9 protein-coding genes and 1 pseudogene are annotated in these 14269 nt (G+C 71.4%); 3 read left to right on the top strand and 7 right to left on the bottom strand.

Annotated elements, in window-relative coordinates:
- Nucleotides 1–102 precede the first annotated feature (102 nt).
- Complete coding sequence (locus SSP29_RS04215; protein ID WP_089099082.1) at nt 103–1548, top strand: AI-2E family transporter; 1446 nt, start codon at nt 103–105, stop codon at nt 1546–1548.
- A gap of 103 nt (nt 1549–1651) precedes the next feature.
- Here SSP29_RS04215 and SSP29_RS04210 read toward each other — a convergent pair whose 3' ends face one another.
- Genes SSP29_RS04210 through SSP29_RS04200 form a run of 3 tightly spaced genes read right to left on the bottom strand, consistent with a single transcriptional unit; the run spans nt 1652 to nt 5210 of the window.
- Nucleotides 1652–3994: an ABC transporter permease gene (locus tag SSP29_RS04210; protein ID WP_089099081.1), complete on the bottom strand. Its 2343-nt coding sequence runs from the start codon at nt 3992–3994 to the stop codon at nt 1652–1654.
- Nucleotides 3991–4689 carry an ABC transporter ATP-binding protein gene (locus tag SSP29_RS04205; RefSeq protein ID WP_089099080.1) on the bottom strand — a complete coding sequence of 233 codons (699 nt, stop codon included), beginning with the start codon at nt 4687–4689 and terminating at the stop codon, nt 3991–3993. Before SSP29_RS04205 ends, SSP29_RS04210 begins: the two co-directional genes overlap by 4 nt.
- The gene (locus SSP29_RS04200) at nt 4686–5210 is read right to left on the bottom strand and encodes a PadR family transcriptional regulator (RefSeq protein WP_089099079.1); all 525 of its coding nucleotides are present in this window, start codon (nt 5208–5210) and stop codon (nt 4686–4688) included. The genes SSP29_RS04205 and SSP29_RS04200 overlap by 4 nt, the downstream gene beginning before the upstream one ends.
- Before the next feature lie 191 nt (nt 5211–5401).
- On the opposite strand from SSP29_RS04200, the gene SSP29_RS04195 reads away from it, so the two are divergent.
- Entirely contained in the window at nt 5402–6340 is a 939-nt protein-coding gene (locus tag SSP29_RS04195; RefSeq protein ID WP_089099078.1) for an NAD-dependent epimerase/dehydratase family protein, read from the top strand.
- Nucleotides 6341–6485: 145 nt separating this feature from the next.
- Here SSP29_RS04195 and SSP29_RS54935 read toward each other — a convergent pair.
- Nucleotides 6486–6713: pseudogene (locus tag SSP29_RS54935) on the bottom strand (type II toxin-antitoxin system antitoxin); the annotation flags it as partial.
- A 270-nt stretch (nt 6714–6983) separates the two neighbouring features.
- Here SSP29_RS54935 and SSP29_RS04185 point away from each other — a divergent pair.
- Nucleotides 6984–9422: a transglycosylase domain-containing protein gene (locus tag SSP29_RS04185; RefSeq protein WP_089099077.1), complete on the top strand. Its 2439-nt coding sequence runs from the start codon at nt 6984–6986 to the stop codon at nt 9420–9422.
- A gap of 158 nt (nt 9423–9580) precedes the next feature.
- Here SSP29_RS04185 and SSP29_RS04180 read toward each other — a convergent pair whose 3' ends face one another.
- From SSP29_RS04180 to SSP29_RS04170, 3 genes are all read right to left on the bottom strand, one after another.
- Nucleotides 9581–11707 (bottom strand): SpoIIE family protein phosphatase, encoded by a 2127-nt coding sequence (locus SSP29_RS04180; protein WP_089099076.1) that lies wholly within the window; start codon nt 11705–11707, stop codon nt 9581–9583.
- A 304-nt stretch (nt 11708–12011) separates the two neighbouring features.
- Nucleotides 12012–12725, bottom strand: a complete 714-nt coding sequence (fomD, locus tag SSP29_RS04175; protein WP_089099075.1) for a cytidylyl-2-hydroxypropylphosphonate hydrolase — start codon at nt 12723–12725, stop codon at nt 12012–12014.
- 84 nt (nt 12726–12809) lie between these two features.
- Nucleotides 12810–14195, bottom strand: a complete 1386-nt coding sequence (locus SSP29_RS04170; RefSeq protein ID WP_089099074.1) for a class II fumarate hydratase — start codon at nt 14193–14195, stop codon at nt 12810–12812.
- Nucleotides 14196–14269 lie beyond the last annotated feature (74 nt).

The following is a 14269-nucleotide window of genomic DNA, read 5'->3' as shown; positions in this document are numbered from 1 at the left end:
CTCAACCTTCGACAGCCCCTCCCCGTCCTAGGGGGAGGGGCTGTTGCCCTGTACGGTCGGACCGGACGACTCCAGGGGGGAGTGGTGGGGAGAGGGCGGATCATGTCGCGCGTGCCTGAGTGGCTCGGCCGCATCGGTGCTGGACTGACCGAGATGGGCGAGCGGTTGGGCGAGCGCCGGGCCGAGGTGGAGCGGGAGCACACCGCGCCGGAGCCGCCCGCTCCGGCCGTGTCCGTTCCGGCGCCCGCACCGGCCCCCGACCCGGCGCCGCCGGTCCCCGCACCCGTCCGGAAGCCGGTGCCGCGTCCCGACCCGGTGACGGCCGTCCCCTGGGGTGTGCGCGTCGCCGCCGAGGCCGGCTGGCGGCTGCTGGTGCTGGCCGGTGCGGTCTGGATCCTGATGCGGGTCATCAGCTCCGTGCAACTGGTCGTCTTCGCCTTCGTCGTCGCCCTGCTCATCACCGCCCTGCTCCAGCCCACGGTCGCCCGCCTGCGCCGCTACGGCGTACCGCGCGGCCCCGCCACCGCGCTCACCGCCATCTCCGGGTTCGTGGTGATCGGCCTGATGGGCTGGTTCGTGACCTGGCAGGTCATGGAGAACATCGACACCCTCTCCACCCAGATCCAGAGCGGCATCGACGATCTGCGCAACTGGCTGCTGAAGAGCCCCTTCCATGTCACCGACAAGCAGATCAACCAGATCGCCAAGAACCTCCGCGAGGCGATCGGCGCCAACACCGACCAGATCACGTCGTTCGGCCTGGAGGGCGTGCAGGTCGTCGTGGAGGCCCTGACCGGCATCCTGCTGGTCTTCTTCTCGACGCTCTTCCTGCTGTACGACGGCGACCGCATCTGGCAGTGGTTCCTCAAACTGGTCCCCGCCGCCGCCCGCGAGGGGGTGGCCGGCGCCGGTCCGCGCGCCTGGCGCACGCTCACGGCCTACGTCCGGGGCACGGTCCTGGTCGCCCTCATCGACGCCATCTTCATCGGCATCGGCATCTACTTCCTGCATGTCCCGATGGCCGTGCCGCTGGCCGTCTTCATCTTCCTGTTCTCGTTCATCCCGCTCGTCGGCGCCGTCGCCTCCGGCGCGCTGGCGGTGATCGTGGCGCTGGTCACCCAGGGCGTCGTCACCGCGGTGCTGACCCTGGCCGTCGTCCTCGCGGTCCAGCAGATCGAGGGCCACATCCTCCAGCCGTTCATCCTGGGCCGCGCGGTCCGCGTCCACCCCCTCGCCGTGGTCCTCTCGGTCACGGCCGGCAGCCTGGTGGCGGGCCTGGGCGGCGCGGTGGTCGCGGTACCGCTGGTCGCGGTGACCAACACGGTCGTCAGCTACCTGCACCGCTACTCGCAGGAACGGTACGCGGGCACCGAACCCGACGAATCCGATCAGCCACCCGACCCAGCCCGTCCGGCGCCTGACGACGGTGATCAGCCGCATCAATCGCCCCGTCCTGCGCCCGATGATGCCGATCAGCCACATCAGTCACTACGTCCCGCGCTCGACGATGGCGATCAGCCGCATCCGATCAGCCCGTCCGGCGTTTGAGGACGAGGCCGTTCAGGCCGAAGGGGGGTCTGGGGGCGCAGCCCCCAGGGATGCGGCGGACCCCGCCCACCAGCAGTGAGCGGGGTCTGCGGAGCGGCGGTGCCTACTCGGTGCGCAGCCCGTCCGGGCGCATCAGGCGCAGCAGCGCCGGCAGACTGAGCAGGGTCACGGCGAGGACGATCGCCGCGCCGAACCCGGTCATCGACAGCACGCTCGGCCAGTCCACGCGCAGCGGTACGGCCGTCATCTTCATCAGCACCCCGCCGAGCGTCAGCCCGACCACCACGGCCAGCAGCAGGCCCAGGGTGATGGGGATCGTCGTCTGCCAGAGCACGGACAGGGTGAGGGTGCGGCGCCGGGTGCCGAAGGCGATCAGCGACGACAGCAGCTTCTTGCGCTCGCGCAACTGCTCCAGCTGGGAGACCAGCAGGCTCGCCCCGATGAGGGCGAGGACGGCGGCCGCGCCCACGAACAGGCCGGTGCGGATGGTGTCGTACCGGGTGGAACGCTGGGTCGACTGCCAGGTCCACACGTTGGCCAGCGGGGCGGCCCTGAGGGCCGCGGTCCGTACCTCCTCGGTGGCGTCCGATTCCGGGACCTTCGGGTCCAGCAGGAGGTAGACGCTGCTGCTCAGGCTCGGGCGGGCCTTGGCCGGCAGGGCGGACGGGGTGACCAGCAGGCCCGTGAGGTCGGTGCGCAGGGCGTCCTTGCGGACCTGCGCCCGGCCCAGTTCGGCCGGCAGTGTCCAGCGGGCCTCGACCCCCTTCGTGCCGCCGGAGTAGGTGGGGTCGACCCAGACCGTGTGCCCCGGCGTCATCAGCTTGCGGGAGGCGGGATCGGCGAACGCGGCACTGGAGACGAAGACGTCACCGTCGCGGCAGGCGGAGATCTTGACCAGTTCCCGCAGGGCCGTGCAGTCGCCGACCATGATCTGCACGGTGTCCTCGGTGCCCGCGGGCCGGCCCGCGAACGAGGTCTCCGACAGGGCCACGGCCTGCCGTACGCCCCGGGTCTCCCGCAGCTTGCCCGCGATGCCGTCCGGAGCCGTGGCGCTGCCCAGGTCGACCTCCATCTGGGTGCGGGACGGGTCCTTCCCGGTCGACTTGGTGTAGTCCGCGTCGACGCCGGAGAACAGCATCTGGAGCGCGATCGCCCCGGCCACCGCCACCGCGATGCCGTTCACCATCCGGGCCGCCGTACCGCTGCTCAACTGGAGCCTGCGGACCGCCAGTTGCCAGGAGACCGGGCCGCCGTCCAGGCGGCCGACGACCCGCTCCACCACCCACGGCAGCAGCGCGGTGATGCCGACCAGCAGGGCCAGCACGCCGAAGGACACCAGGTAGGGGTTGAAGTTGCCGCCGCTGTTGCCCTTCCCGATCATCGGGGCGAGCATCAGCAGGCCCAGCAGCGGCAGCAGCAGCCGCCACCACAGCCGGCGCCGCCCGGGTCCGGACGTGCGCACCACGCCCAGCGGTTCGATGACGACCCGGCGCAGCGAGAACAGGGTGACCAGCACGGCGGTCGCCGGGACCGCGACGGCCACCAGCAGCGCCAGGACGGGCGACGGGGTGAGGTAGTCCGGGAAGATGCTGATGCCGAACAGCTCGATCGACCCGGCGAGCTGGGCACCGGCCAGGAAGAAGCCGACGCCGAACGCCAGACCCAGCACGGAGCCCGCGAGCGCCTCGCCCGCCGCGATCCGCCGGGCCATCCCGCCGTCGCAGCCGATCAGCCGCAGCGCCGCGAGCCGCCGGTCGCGCTGCTCGCCGCCGAACCGCACGGCGGTGGCGACGAAGATGGCGACCGGGGTGAGCAGCACCACGAACACCATCAGGACGAGCAGCAGCAGGACCGGGTCCAGCGGTTCGGAGCCCTGGTCGGAGGTGTCCCCGAAGTGGTCGATCCGCTCCACCGAGGCCTTGCCGATCAGCGGGGCCAGGTGCTCGGAGCCCGCGTAGTAGGCGAGTTCGTGGGAGCCGATGAGCCCGGAGTCCCCGATGGTGCCGACGACCTTGCCGGGCAGCCGCTCGTGCAGCAGTCCGGTCCCGGAGGACTTCAGCAGGTCGGCCAGCGCGGGGGAGACGTACATCTCGCCCACGGCCGGGAACCGGTCGATTCCCGGCGGCAGGGGTGCCTTGGCGCCCTCCGGCTGGAGCAGCCGGCCGCGCACGTCCTGGTCGTGCCAGACGGTGTCGGTGTGGGCGACCACGACGGTGTCGTCGGCCGCCGGGATCTTCGCGGGGGACAGCAGGTAGTCCTGCCGGGCCGCCTCGCGCTGGTGCCGGGTGTCGAGGATGCTGGGCACCGCCGCCGTGAGCAGCAGCAGTGCCACCCCGAGCCCGACGCCGACGCCCGTCAGCAGCGCCCGGATCCAGCCCTCGCGCCCGCCCGTGAAGGCGAACCGCGCCCCCATGGCCAGATCCCCGGCCCAGCGCCCCCGGCTCATACGGCCCGCTCCATGTCCCGGGATTTGCCGTCCCGTACGACGATCTCGCGGTCGGAGTAGGCGGCCACCCGTGCCTCGTGCGTGACGAGGACGACGGCCGCGTTGGTGGACCGGGCGGCGTCCGTCAGCAGCTCCATCACCCGCTCGCCGTTGAGCGAGTCGAGCGCGCCGGTCGGCTCGTCCGCGAACAGCACCCGCGGCCCGGTCACCAGCGAGCGTGCCACCGCGACCCGCTGCCCCTGCCCGCCGGAGACCTCGCCGGGCCGCTTCTTCGCGAGGTCGTCGACCTCCAGGCGCCGCATCCAGTCCAGCGCGGTCTTCTCGGCCTCCTTGCGGGAGGTGCCGTTCAGCCGCAGCGGCAGCGCGACGTTCTCCACGCAGGTCAGTTCGGGCACCAGCTGGCCGAACTGGAAGACGAACCCGAACTCGCTGCGCCGCAGCGCGCTGCGCTCGGCGTCGTTCATGGTCGCCATCTCGCGGCCGGCGTACATGATCGACCCGGAGTCGGGCGGCACGATCCCGGCGAGGCAGTGCAGCAGCGTCGACTTGCCGGACCCGGAGGGGCCCATCACGGCGACGACCTCGCCCGGATGTATGGAGAACCCGGCCCCGTCGAGGGCGAGGGTCGGGCCGTAGGCCTTGCGCAGTTCCTCGGCGGTGAGCAGCGAACCGGCCGGAGCGGCGGGGGCGTTCACTCGGCCACCTCCGCGCGGAGCTTGTCGAGCCGGGCCGCGGTCAGTTCCAGCCAGCGCAGGTCCGCCTCCAGGTGGAACAGGGCGTGGTCGCAGACGAGCTGGTCGGCGAGGTCGCCATGGCGCTTGCGGTCGGTGAGGATGCGCATGCTGCGCAGATGCTCGGAGCGCTGGCTGTCGAGGACGTCGCCGGCGTTGCGGTGCGTCAGCAGCGCGAGCACGACCTTGGTGTACAGGGTCGACTGGAGGTACTCCTCCGGCTTCTCCGGAGTCGCGAGCCACCGCTCGACGTCGGTGACCCCGGCGTCGGTGATGGCGTACCGCTTCCGCTCCGGCCCGCCGCCCGCCTCGATGCCGTCGACTTCCACGAGCCCGTTCTTCAGCAGCCGGGACATCGTCGAGTAGACCTGGCCGTAGTGCAGCGGCCGGTCGTGACCGAACTTCTCGTCGAAGGCCCGCTTCAGGTCGTAACCGTGGCGCGGGCCGGACTCCAGGAGCCCCAAAAGGGTGTGACCGATGGACATGACGAGCACTCTACACACGGTGTATACGCCGCATGTATACGCGGAGTGTGTAGGTCATGGCGGGGCGTGTGAACGCGCACGTGGGAGCCGATTGTCACGGTTCTGCGACAGCGCGATGTCACAGGAGCACGGGTCTGTCCCGTCTCCGGTCCGGGAGCCGGTTCCCGGTTCCGGAACGCATCAGGAAGGTGATGACCGTGCGGGTGTTCGTGGCAGGCGGCAGTGGGGTTCTGGGACGGCGGCTGGTGCCGCGACTGGTGGCGCGGGGGCACCGGGTGACGGCTACGACGACCAGCGCGGCCAAGCTGGGACTGCTGAGGGAACTGGGCGCGGACGGAGTCGTCATGGACGGCCTGGACGCGCTGTCGGTCGGCGCGGCGGTGGCCGAGGCCCGCCCGGACGTGATCGTCCATCAGCTGACCGCGATCTCCCCGGTGCACGCCGGCAAGCCGGACATCAGGCATCCCGACCGCTGGTTCGCCCTCACCAACCGGCTGCGCACCGAGGGCACGGACCATCTGCTCGCCGCCGCCGAGGCGACCGGCGTCCCCCATGTCGTCGCGCAGAGCCACGCCAGCTGGAACGGCGTCCGCGAGGGCGGCTGGGTGAAGTCGGAGGAGGACCCGCTGGACCTGATGCCGGGAACGCCCGCGCACGGCGGCATGCTGGCACTGCGCCACCTGGAGGACGCCGTGCTCGACGCGGGCGGCGCGGCCCTGCGCTACGGCGCGTTCTACGGACCCGGCGCCATCGACGACCAGGTGGAGCTGGTCCGCAGGCGCCAGTACCCCCTGGTCGGCCGCGCCACCGGCCACAGCAGCTGGATCCATCTCGACGACGCGGCGAGCGCCACCGTGCTGGCCGTCGAGCAGAAGGTGCGGGGTGTCTTCAACATCGTCGACGACGAACCGGCGCCGGCCGCCGCATGGCTGCCGTATCTCGCCGAGTGCGCCGGGGCGAGGCGGCCGCTGCGGGTGCCGGTGTGGCTGGCCCGCCTCCTGGCCGGCGAACAGGCGGTCGTCATCATGACCCAGGGGCGCGGCTTCTCCAACGCCAAGGCGAAGCGGGAGCTCGGCTGGGAGCTGCGGTACCCGTCCTGGCGGCAGGGGTTCAAGGAGGAGCTGGCGTGAGCCCGGCGGAGGAGCGCGAGGGGCCGCGCCCGCCGCTGTTCGCGATCTCGTACCGGATCCCGGGCGACGCATGGGCACTCGCCGGGAAGGCGGGCGAGCCCACCGGCTGAGGGCCGGCGCGGCCGGGGCCGGTCACCCCGGGGAGGGCCGGCGGGCGGAGCCCCCCCGGCGGCCGGCCACGGCGCGGCAGCGGGCCGGGATCCTCCGGCAGGCGTCCCGCGTCGGCCGGCGCCTGCCGCAGCAGGAACTCGATCTGTGCGTTGGCCGACCGGAGTTCGTCCCCGGCCCACCGCGCCAGCGCCTCGTGCACCGCCGGATCCAGCCGCAGCAGCACCTGCTTGCGCCGCCGTGCCGAGGCGTCGGGCGCGGACATGGATGCCTCCGGGCTGTGCGGTTCTGACCGTCTTCGTCCTGTTCAGGGGTATCCAAGTGATATCACTTGACGGCGTCCGGCAACCCTTCGTCCTCCCCGCTCGTCGGTTCCGTTGGGTGGGGGTGCTGATTGTCACGTCCGAAAAAGGGCAGATCGTGCGTCCTTTGCCATAGCGAGCGGTGTTAGTTTTCTGGACTGACCTGAGCCACGTACCTGTGTGACACCCGTACACACGTGTGACAGCCGAGACGAAGCGGAGCAGACGGACTCATGGGACGAGCGGACGAGAGAAGAGCGCGACAGCGTGGCGGCCGCCGCGCCGTGCCCCGGCACCGCACGTCCGAGCAGGCCGAGCTCGAGACGCCGGCGTCGGCGGAGGGCGGGACCACGACGGTGGTCGAGTCACCGGCCGCCGAGGGAGCCGAGGGCGCCACCCGCGCGGAGCGCCGCCGGGCCGCCGCCAAGAAGCCGGGCAAGCCCGGGAATCCCGGGAACGGTGCGCCGGGCAAGCCCGCCAAGGGCCGCATACGCAGGCTGTTCACCTGGAAGAAGATGCTCGGCGCCTTCTTCACCGTCTGCCTGCTGGGCATCGGCTCCTTCATCGCGCTGTACATGATGGTGAGCGTCCCCGAGGGCAACGCGCTCGCGCAGACGCAGAGCAACGTCTACAAGTACAGCGACGGCTCGGTCCTCGCCCGCAAGGGCACCGTCAATCGCGAGATAGTCGACCTCTCCAAGGTCCCGAAGGCCGTCCAGCACACCTTCGTCGCGGCGGAGAACAAGACCTTCTACACGGACAACGGCATCGACCTCAGGGGCATGGCCCGCGGCCTCTACAACACCGCGCGGGGCCGCGGTACCCAGGGCGGCTCGACGATCACCCAGCAGTACGTCAAGAACTACTACCTCAGCCAGGACCAGACCGTCACGCGCAAGCTGAAGGAACTGGTCATCTCGCTGAAGGTGGACCGCGAGAAGACCAAGGACGAGATCCTCGCGGGCTACATCAACACCAGCTACTACGGCCGCGGCGCCTACGGCATCCAGGCCGCCGCCCAGGCCTACTACCGGGTCGACGCCGAGAAGCTCTCGGTCCAGCAGGGCGCCTATCTGGCCGCGCTGCTCCAGGCGCCCAGCCAGTACGACTGGGCGGTGGCGGGCCCCGTCGGCAAGAAGCTGGTGCAGGAACGCTGGAACTACGTCCTGGACAACATGGTCGGCCAGAAGTGGCTGGACAAGACCGAGCGTGACGCCATGAAGTTCCCGATACCCAAGGCGCCGAAGGCGGCCTCCGGCCTGGAGGGCCAGAAGGGCTATCTGGTCGAACTGGCCAACACCCAGCTGGAGAACCAGCTGATGAAGTCGCAGGGCATCTCCCGGTCCGAGGCGGAGGCCCAGGTCGTCGACCAGGGCTGGACGATCACCCTGAACATCGACCCGAAGCGGCAGGCGAAGCTGGAGGCGGCCGTCAAGAGCCAGCTCACCAGCAAGCTGGACGGCAAGAAGCGCAAGGTCGACAAGAACGTCCAGGCCGGCGCCGTCTCCGTCGACCCCAAGACCGGGAAGATCCTCGCCCTCTATGGCGGTGTGGACTACTACAAGCACTACACCGACAACGCCACCCGCGCCGACTACCAGCCGGCGTCCACCTTCAAGCCGATCATCCTCGCCGCCGCCCTGGACCAGGACGCCAAGACGCAGAGCGGCAAGGACATCAACGCCAACACGATCTACGACGGCACCAGCGGCCGTGCGGTCAAGGGCAGCGACATCGCCTTCTCACCGCCGAACGAGGACGACGCCGACTACGGCAACATCACCGTGCAGACGGCGATGAACAAGTCCGTCAACTCGGTGTTCGCGCAGATGGGCGTGGACGTCGGCATGAAGAACGTGCTGAAGACCGCCGACGACCTCGGCCTGGACACCACGGACCTGCAGGCGGTGCCCGCGATGACCCTGGGCACCATGGGCGCGAGCCCGCTGGAGATGGCCTCGGCGTACGCCACCCTCGACAACCACGGCCAGAAGGTCACCCCGTCGATCCTCGCGTCGGCGGAGAAGACCGGCCGCAAGGTCGACCTGCCGGACCCGATCGGCGAACAGGTCATCAACCGTGAGGCGGCCGACCAGGTGACGTCGGTCCTGACCGGTGTGGTCGACGACGGTACGGCCAAGGTATCGGTGGCCCAGAACCCGCTGCGCAAGGGCCAGCAGGTGGCCGGCAAGACGGGTACGTCCGACTACAACAGGTCGGCCTGGTTCACCGGTTACACGCCGGACCTGGTCACCTCGGTCGGGCTGTTCGGCGAGGACGCCAAGACCCACAACCAGGTCCCGCTGACCGGCGCCACGGGCCTGATCCCCGGCACCGGCCGTATCAACGGTGGCGGTTACCCGGCGCAGATCTGGGCGGCGTACACCTTCGGCGTCACGAAGAAGGCCAAGTTCGACCTGAACACCGACCTGGGCGCGGCCGTCAAGCCGTCGGAGACGCCGACCCCCAGCTCGACCCCGTCCGAGACGCCCTCGGAGACCCCGAGCTCGACCCCGACGAAGTCCGCGACCCCGTCCCAGACCCCGTCCCAGACCCCGAGCTCGACCCCGACGAAGTCTCCGACCCCGACGACCAGCGCTCCGTCGACCCCGGCGGAGACCCCGACGGACGGCACCACGGACAACCCGCTGGACCCGGCGAACGAGCAGTAACCGAGCCCCCGCACCCGGTACGTCGCCGGGTGCGGGGCATGGTGGTTGCTCGCGCCCCTGAAGGGGCGCGGGGCTGTATCGGTTTGCGGCTGCCGTCGCGTGGGCGCGACCAGCCACAGCCGGTCCGCAGCTCCCCGACAACCTGAAGCCCTGCGGCGCTATCGGTTCAGCTCGAACCAGACGACCTTCCCGGTGCTGAGCCGGGTCGCTCCCCACCGTCTGGCCAGTCTGTTGACGAGGTAAAGGCCCCGGCCGCCCTCGTCCGTCGCCCGCGCCTGCCGCAACCGCGGCAACTGCGGCACGTCGTCGCCGACCTCGCACCGCAGCACATCCGTCCGCAGCAACCGCAACGTCACCGGCCGCGACGCGTACCGCACCGCGTTCGTGACGACCTCGCTGACCAACAGCTCGACGGAGTCGGTGAGTTCCTCAAGCCCCCAGCGGGCCAGGGCCCGGCGCGCCAGCCGCCGGGCACGCCCCGGTGCCGCGTCCTCCGGCTCCAGGAACCAGTACGCCACGTCGCTCGGCGCGATGCCGTCGAACCGGGCGGCGAGCAGCGCGATGTCGTCGTCGCGGTCACCCGGCCCGAGCATGTCGAGCACCTCGTCGCACAGCGCTTCAAGGGGCGGGGGGTGGTCCGGCCCGGTCAGCTGCGCGGTCGCGGCGAGCTTCTCGCGCAGCTGCTCTATGCCGGTCCACACGTCCCGCAGCCGGGACTCCACCAGCCCGTCGGTGTACAGCAGCAGCGTCGCCCCGGCCGGCGCGTCCAGCTCCACCGCCTCGAAGTCGACCCCGCCGACGCCGATCGGCGCCCCGGCCGGCACCCGCAGCACCTCGGCACGGCCGCCCAGGTGCAGCAGCACCGGCGGCGGATGGCCGGCGTTGGCGATGGTGATGCGATGCGAGACCGGGTCGTAGACGGCGTACAGGCAGGTCGCCATCCGGTCGCTGCCCAGCCGCTGGGCCTGCTCGTCCAGGTGGTGCAGGACCTCCTGCGGCGGCAGATCAAGGCCCGCCAGCGTCTGCGCGGTCGTCCGCAACTGGCCCATGATCGCCGCCGACGTCATCGAGTGGCCCATGACGTCGCCGACGACCAGCGCCACCCGGCTGCCGGGCAGCGGGATCGCGTCGTACCAGTCACCGCCCACCCGGGCGGTCTCGGCGGCCGGGAGGTAGCGGGACGCCAGCCGCACGCCCGTCGCGCTCGGCAGGTTCTCCGGCAGCATGGTCCGCTGCAGCTCGTCGGCGATGTAGGCCTCCCGGCCGTACAGCACCGCCTTGTCGATGCCGAGCGCGCTGTGCGTGGCCAGCTGGGCGGCGACCAGCAGGTCGTCGGCCTCGAACGCCAGCCGCTCCGGGCGGCGCAGGAACAGGGCCGCGCCGATCACCCGGCGCCGGCCGCGCAGCGGGGCGAGGATCGCGTGCTGGGCACCGGGTACGTGGGACTCGTTGCCCTCGCCGAGGAGTTCGGGGAGGGCGGCACGGGCGGCGGGCGAGTCGGCGAACACCGGCCGTACGCCCCGCAGCACCTCGTTGAGCGCACCGCCCGGCCGTACCTCGCACAGCTCCGCGGTGAGCGCGGCCAGGCCGATGTCGGCCGGATCCGGCTCCGGGACCGGCACCGGCAGGAAGCCGCCGTCGGTGTCCCGTTCCTCCGGGATCCGGTCGGTGCGGCGCAGCCGCAGCACCACCGGGCCGACGGGCCGCTCGTCACCGACCGGCAGCGGGTCGCGCAGATAGACCAGGATCGCGTCCGAGAAGGTCGGCACGGTCGCCCGGCACAGCCCCATCACGATCTCGTCCAGGTCGATGCCCCGGGCGATCCGGCGGGTCGCGGCACCCACGAAGCGCAGCCGGTCGCCGTCCCGCCGCATCGGCATCGGCCGGCCGGGCGGCAGCCCGCGTCCGGTACGGCGCTCCTGGGAGCCCACCGCCCGCTCCGGCTCGGCGCCGGGCTGCGGCGGGATGCCCTCCGGGGTGGGGCGCGGCCGGTGCGGATCGGGCTCAGCGCTGGTGGGCTGGGCGTGCTCGGGGCCGTTGACGGAGTGCTCCTTGGACGTGCTGGTACCGGGACCGGAGGGAGTCTCGCCCGCGCGGGCCTGTGCCGGTAAGGCGGTGCCGCCGCGCGGACAGGGCTGCGGTTGTCCCTCTCCCTGGTGGCCCTGGTGGCCCTGGTGTCCCTGTGTCTGCACCTGCGGCTGCGGGGAACGCAGGAGCGCCCCGCGGGCCTCCGCGGGGTCGACGCCCGGCTGTGGGCGCTCGTAGGAGGTGGGGTGCTCCGTCACGCGTGTCGAATCCGTCCGTCCGGGGCTGCGCGCCGGGCGCGCAGGTGGTCCCGCCGAAGTGCCGATACCCGGATTAGGTGTCCCAGGAACGGAATTTCGGCGTGGCTGGAGGCTGTTCCTGTGCCACCGGCGAACGATCTGCGGCCCGCGCACCGCTCGCCGGTGTTGCCCTCGTACCCCTCGCTCACGTCCTGCCGCCCCTCGGTGACGTTCGGTCAAGCCCGGCGCATGCTCCGGGAGTTGTGCTCACGTTTCCTTGCGGAGGACGATCCTACGGTTGTGGACCGGGGGCGCATCAAGGGTCTCATGAGGACACGTGCGCGGGCGTACGGTCCCAGTCCTCCGGCAGTGACGGTACCGCCCAGGACGGGTCCGGGCGCCAATGCTGCCAGCCGTCCGAGAAGGGCGCCTCCCAGGCCTCGACGGCGGCCACCGCGGCCCTGCCCGCCGTCCGCACGTCCGCGGCCGTCTCCGCGTCCATCAGGCCGTCCCGCTGGGCCTGCGCGAACTCGTCCTCGTCGAGCCAGCGCCAACTGCGGTCCGGGTGCACGGAGATGTCCAGAAAGTAGTCCTCGGAGTCCACTCCGCCGCCCCAGCGGACCAGCGGCTGCTCAAGGTTGACGTACCAGTTCTTGAACTGCCAGCCCGGCTCCCAGAACAGCCACACCGACCAGGGCTGACCGGGCCGGGCCAGCTTCAGCACGCCGGTGCCGCGCCAGTGGCCGTGCGTGACGGACCGGGGTTTGGTGTAGCGGGACTCCAGCGGTTCCTCGCCGAGCGACGAGCCGTCGGCGAGCACGGGCCTGACGCACTCGGTGCCGGGAGCCAGCCAGACGGCGAGCAGCTCCTCGTCGTCCCGGACGACGGTGACGGGGCGCGCGATGTGGAAGCCGTCCCCGGCGTTCTCCCGGTACCGCCACAGGATCTGGCTCCCCGGAGTCCAGAAGCCGGACCCGTCACCGGTCGCACCGCCCGTTTCCCCGCGCATCACGCGTCTCACCGCTCCACCGTCTGCCATGCACAGATATTAGGTGCCGTAGGCATACGACGCTGCGGCGGACGTCACGGTTCTGGCCGGGCGGCGCGAAACGTTCGCACCCGGTTACGGCCGTGTCATCCGCAGGACATCAAGCGCCTCGTCCAGCTGCTCGACGCTCAGATCGCCCCGCTCGACGTACCCGCCCTCAAGGACGACCTGGCGGATCGTCTTCCGCTCCGCCAGCGCCTTCTTGGCGACCTTGGCGGCCTCCTCGTACCCGATGTACTTGTTGAGCGGCGTGACCACGGACGGCGACGACTCGGCGTACTCCCGCGCCCGCTCCCGGTGCGCGATGACCCCGTCCACCGTCCGGTCGGCGAGCAGCCGCGAGACGTTGGCCAGCAGCCGGACGGACTCCAGCACGTTCTTCCCGATGACCGGAAGCATCACGTTGAGCTCGAAGTTCCCGGCCGCGCCGGCCACGGCGATCGTCTGGTCGTTGCCGATGACCTGAGCGGCCACCATCAACAAGGCTTCCGGAATGACCGGGTTGACCTTCCCCGGCATGATCGAGGACCCCGGCTGGAGGTCGGGCAGCGCGATCTCGGCGAGCCCCGTCCGCGGCCCCGAGGACATCCACCGCAGGTCATTGGCGATCTTCGTGAGCCCGACCGCGACGGTCCGCAGCTGCCCGCTGGTCTCCACGATCCCGTCCCGGGCGCCCTGCGCCTCGAAGTGGTTCCGCGCCTCCGTGAACGGCAGTCCGGTGACCCGGGCGACCTCCTCGATCACCGCGGCGGAGAACCCGGGCGGCGTGTTGATCCCGGTGCCCACCGCCGTCCCCCCGAGCGGCAGCTCCGCGAGCCGGGGCAGCGAGGCCCGCAGCCGCTCGACGCCGTACCGCACCTGCGCCGCGTACCCCCCGAACTCCTGCCCCAGGGTCACCGGCGTCGCATCCATCAAATGCGTCCGTCCGGACTTCACCACATCGGCGAACTCCTCGGACTTCCTGGTCAGGGAGTCGGCGAGATGGTCGAGCGCCGGAATCAGGTCCCGGGTGACGGCGGCGGTGGCGGCGATGTGGATGGACGACGGGAACACGTCGTTGGAGGACTGCGAGGCGTTCACATGGTCGTTGGGATGGACGTCCCGCCCCAGCCGCTCGGTCGCCAGCGTCGCGATGACCTCGTTGGCGTTCATGTTCGACGAGGTGCCGGAGCCGGTCTGGAACACGTCGACGGGGAAGTGCTCGTCCCACTTCCCCTCGGCGACCTCCTCGGCCGCCTCCTGGATCGCCTGCGCGATGTCCTTGTCGACCACCCCCAGCTCGGCGTTCACCTTGGCCGCCGCGCCCTTGATCCGGGCCAGCGCCTCGATGTGCGCGCGCTCGATCCGCTGGCCGGAGACGGGGAAGTTCTCGACGGCGCGCTGGGTCTGGGCCCGCCACTTGGCGTGGGCGGGGACCCGGACCTCGCCCATGGAGTCGTGTTCGATGCGGTAGTCGCTCATGCCCTTGTCAGCGATCGGGGCGCGGCGGTTGTTCCGGCCTGCTGCATTGGCACCACCGACGTCACCGGGTCGGG

This window comes from Streptomyces hyaluromycini (assembly GCF_002217755.1).
Taxonomy (GTDB): Bacteria; Actinomycetota; Actinomycetes; order Streptomycetales; family Streptomycetaceae; genus Streptomyces; species Streptomyces hyaluromycini.
This window is presented reverse-complemented; position numbering and strand designations above follow the sequence as displayed.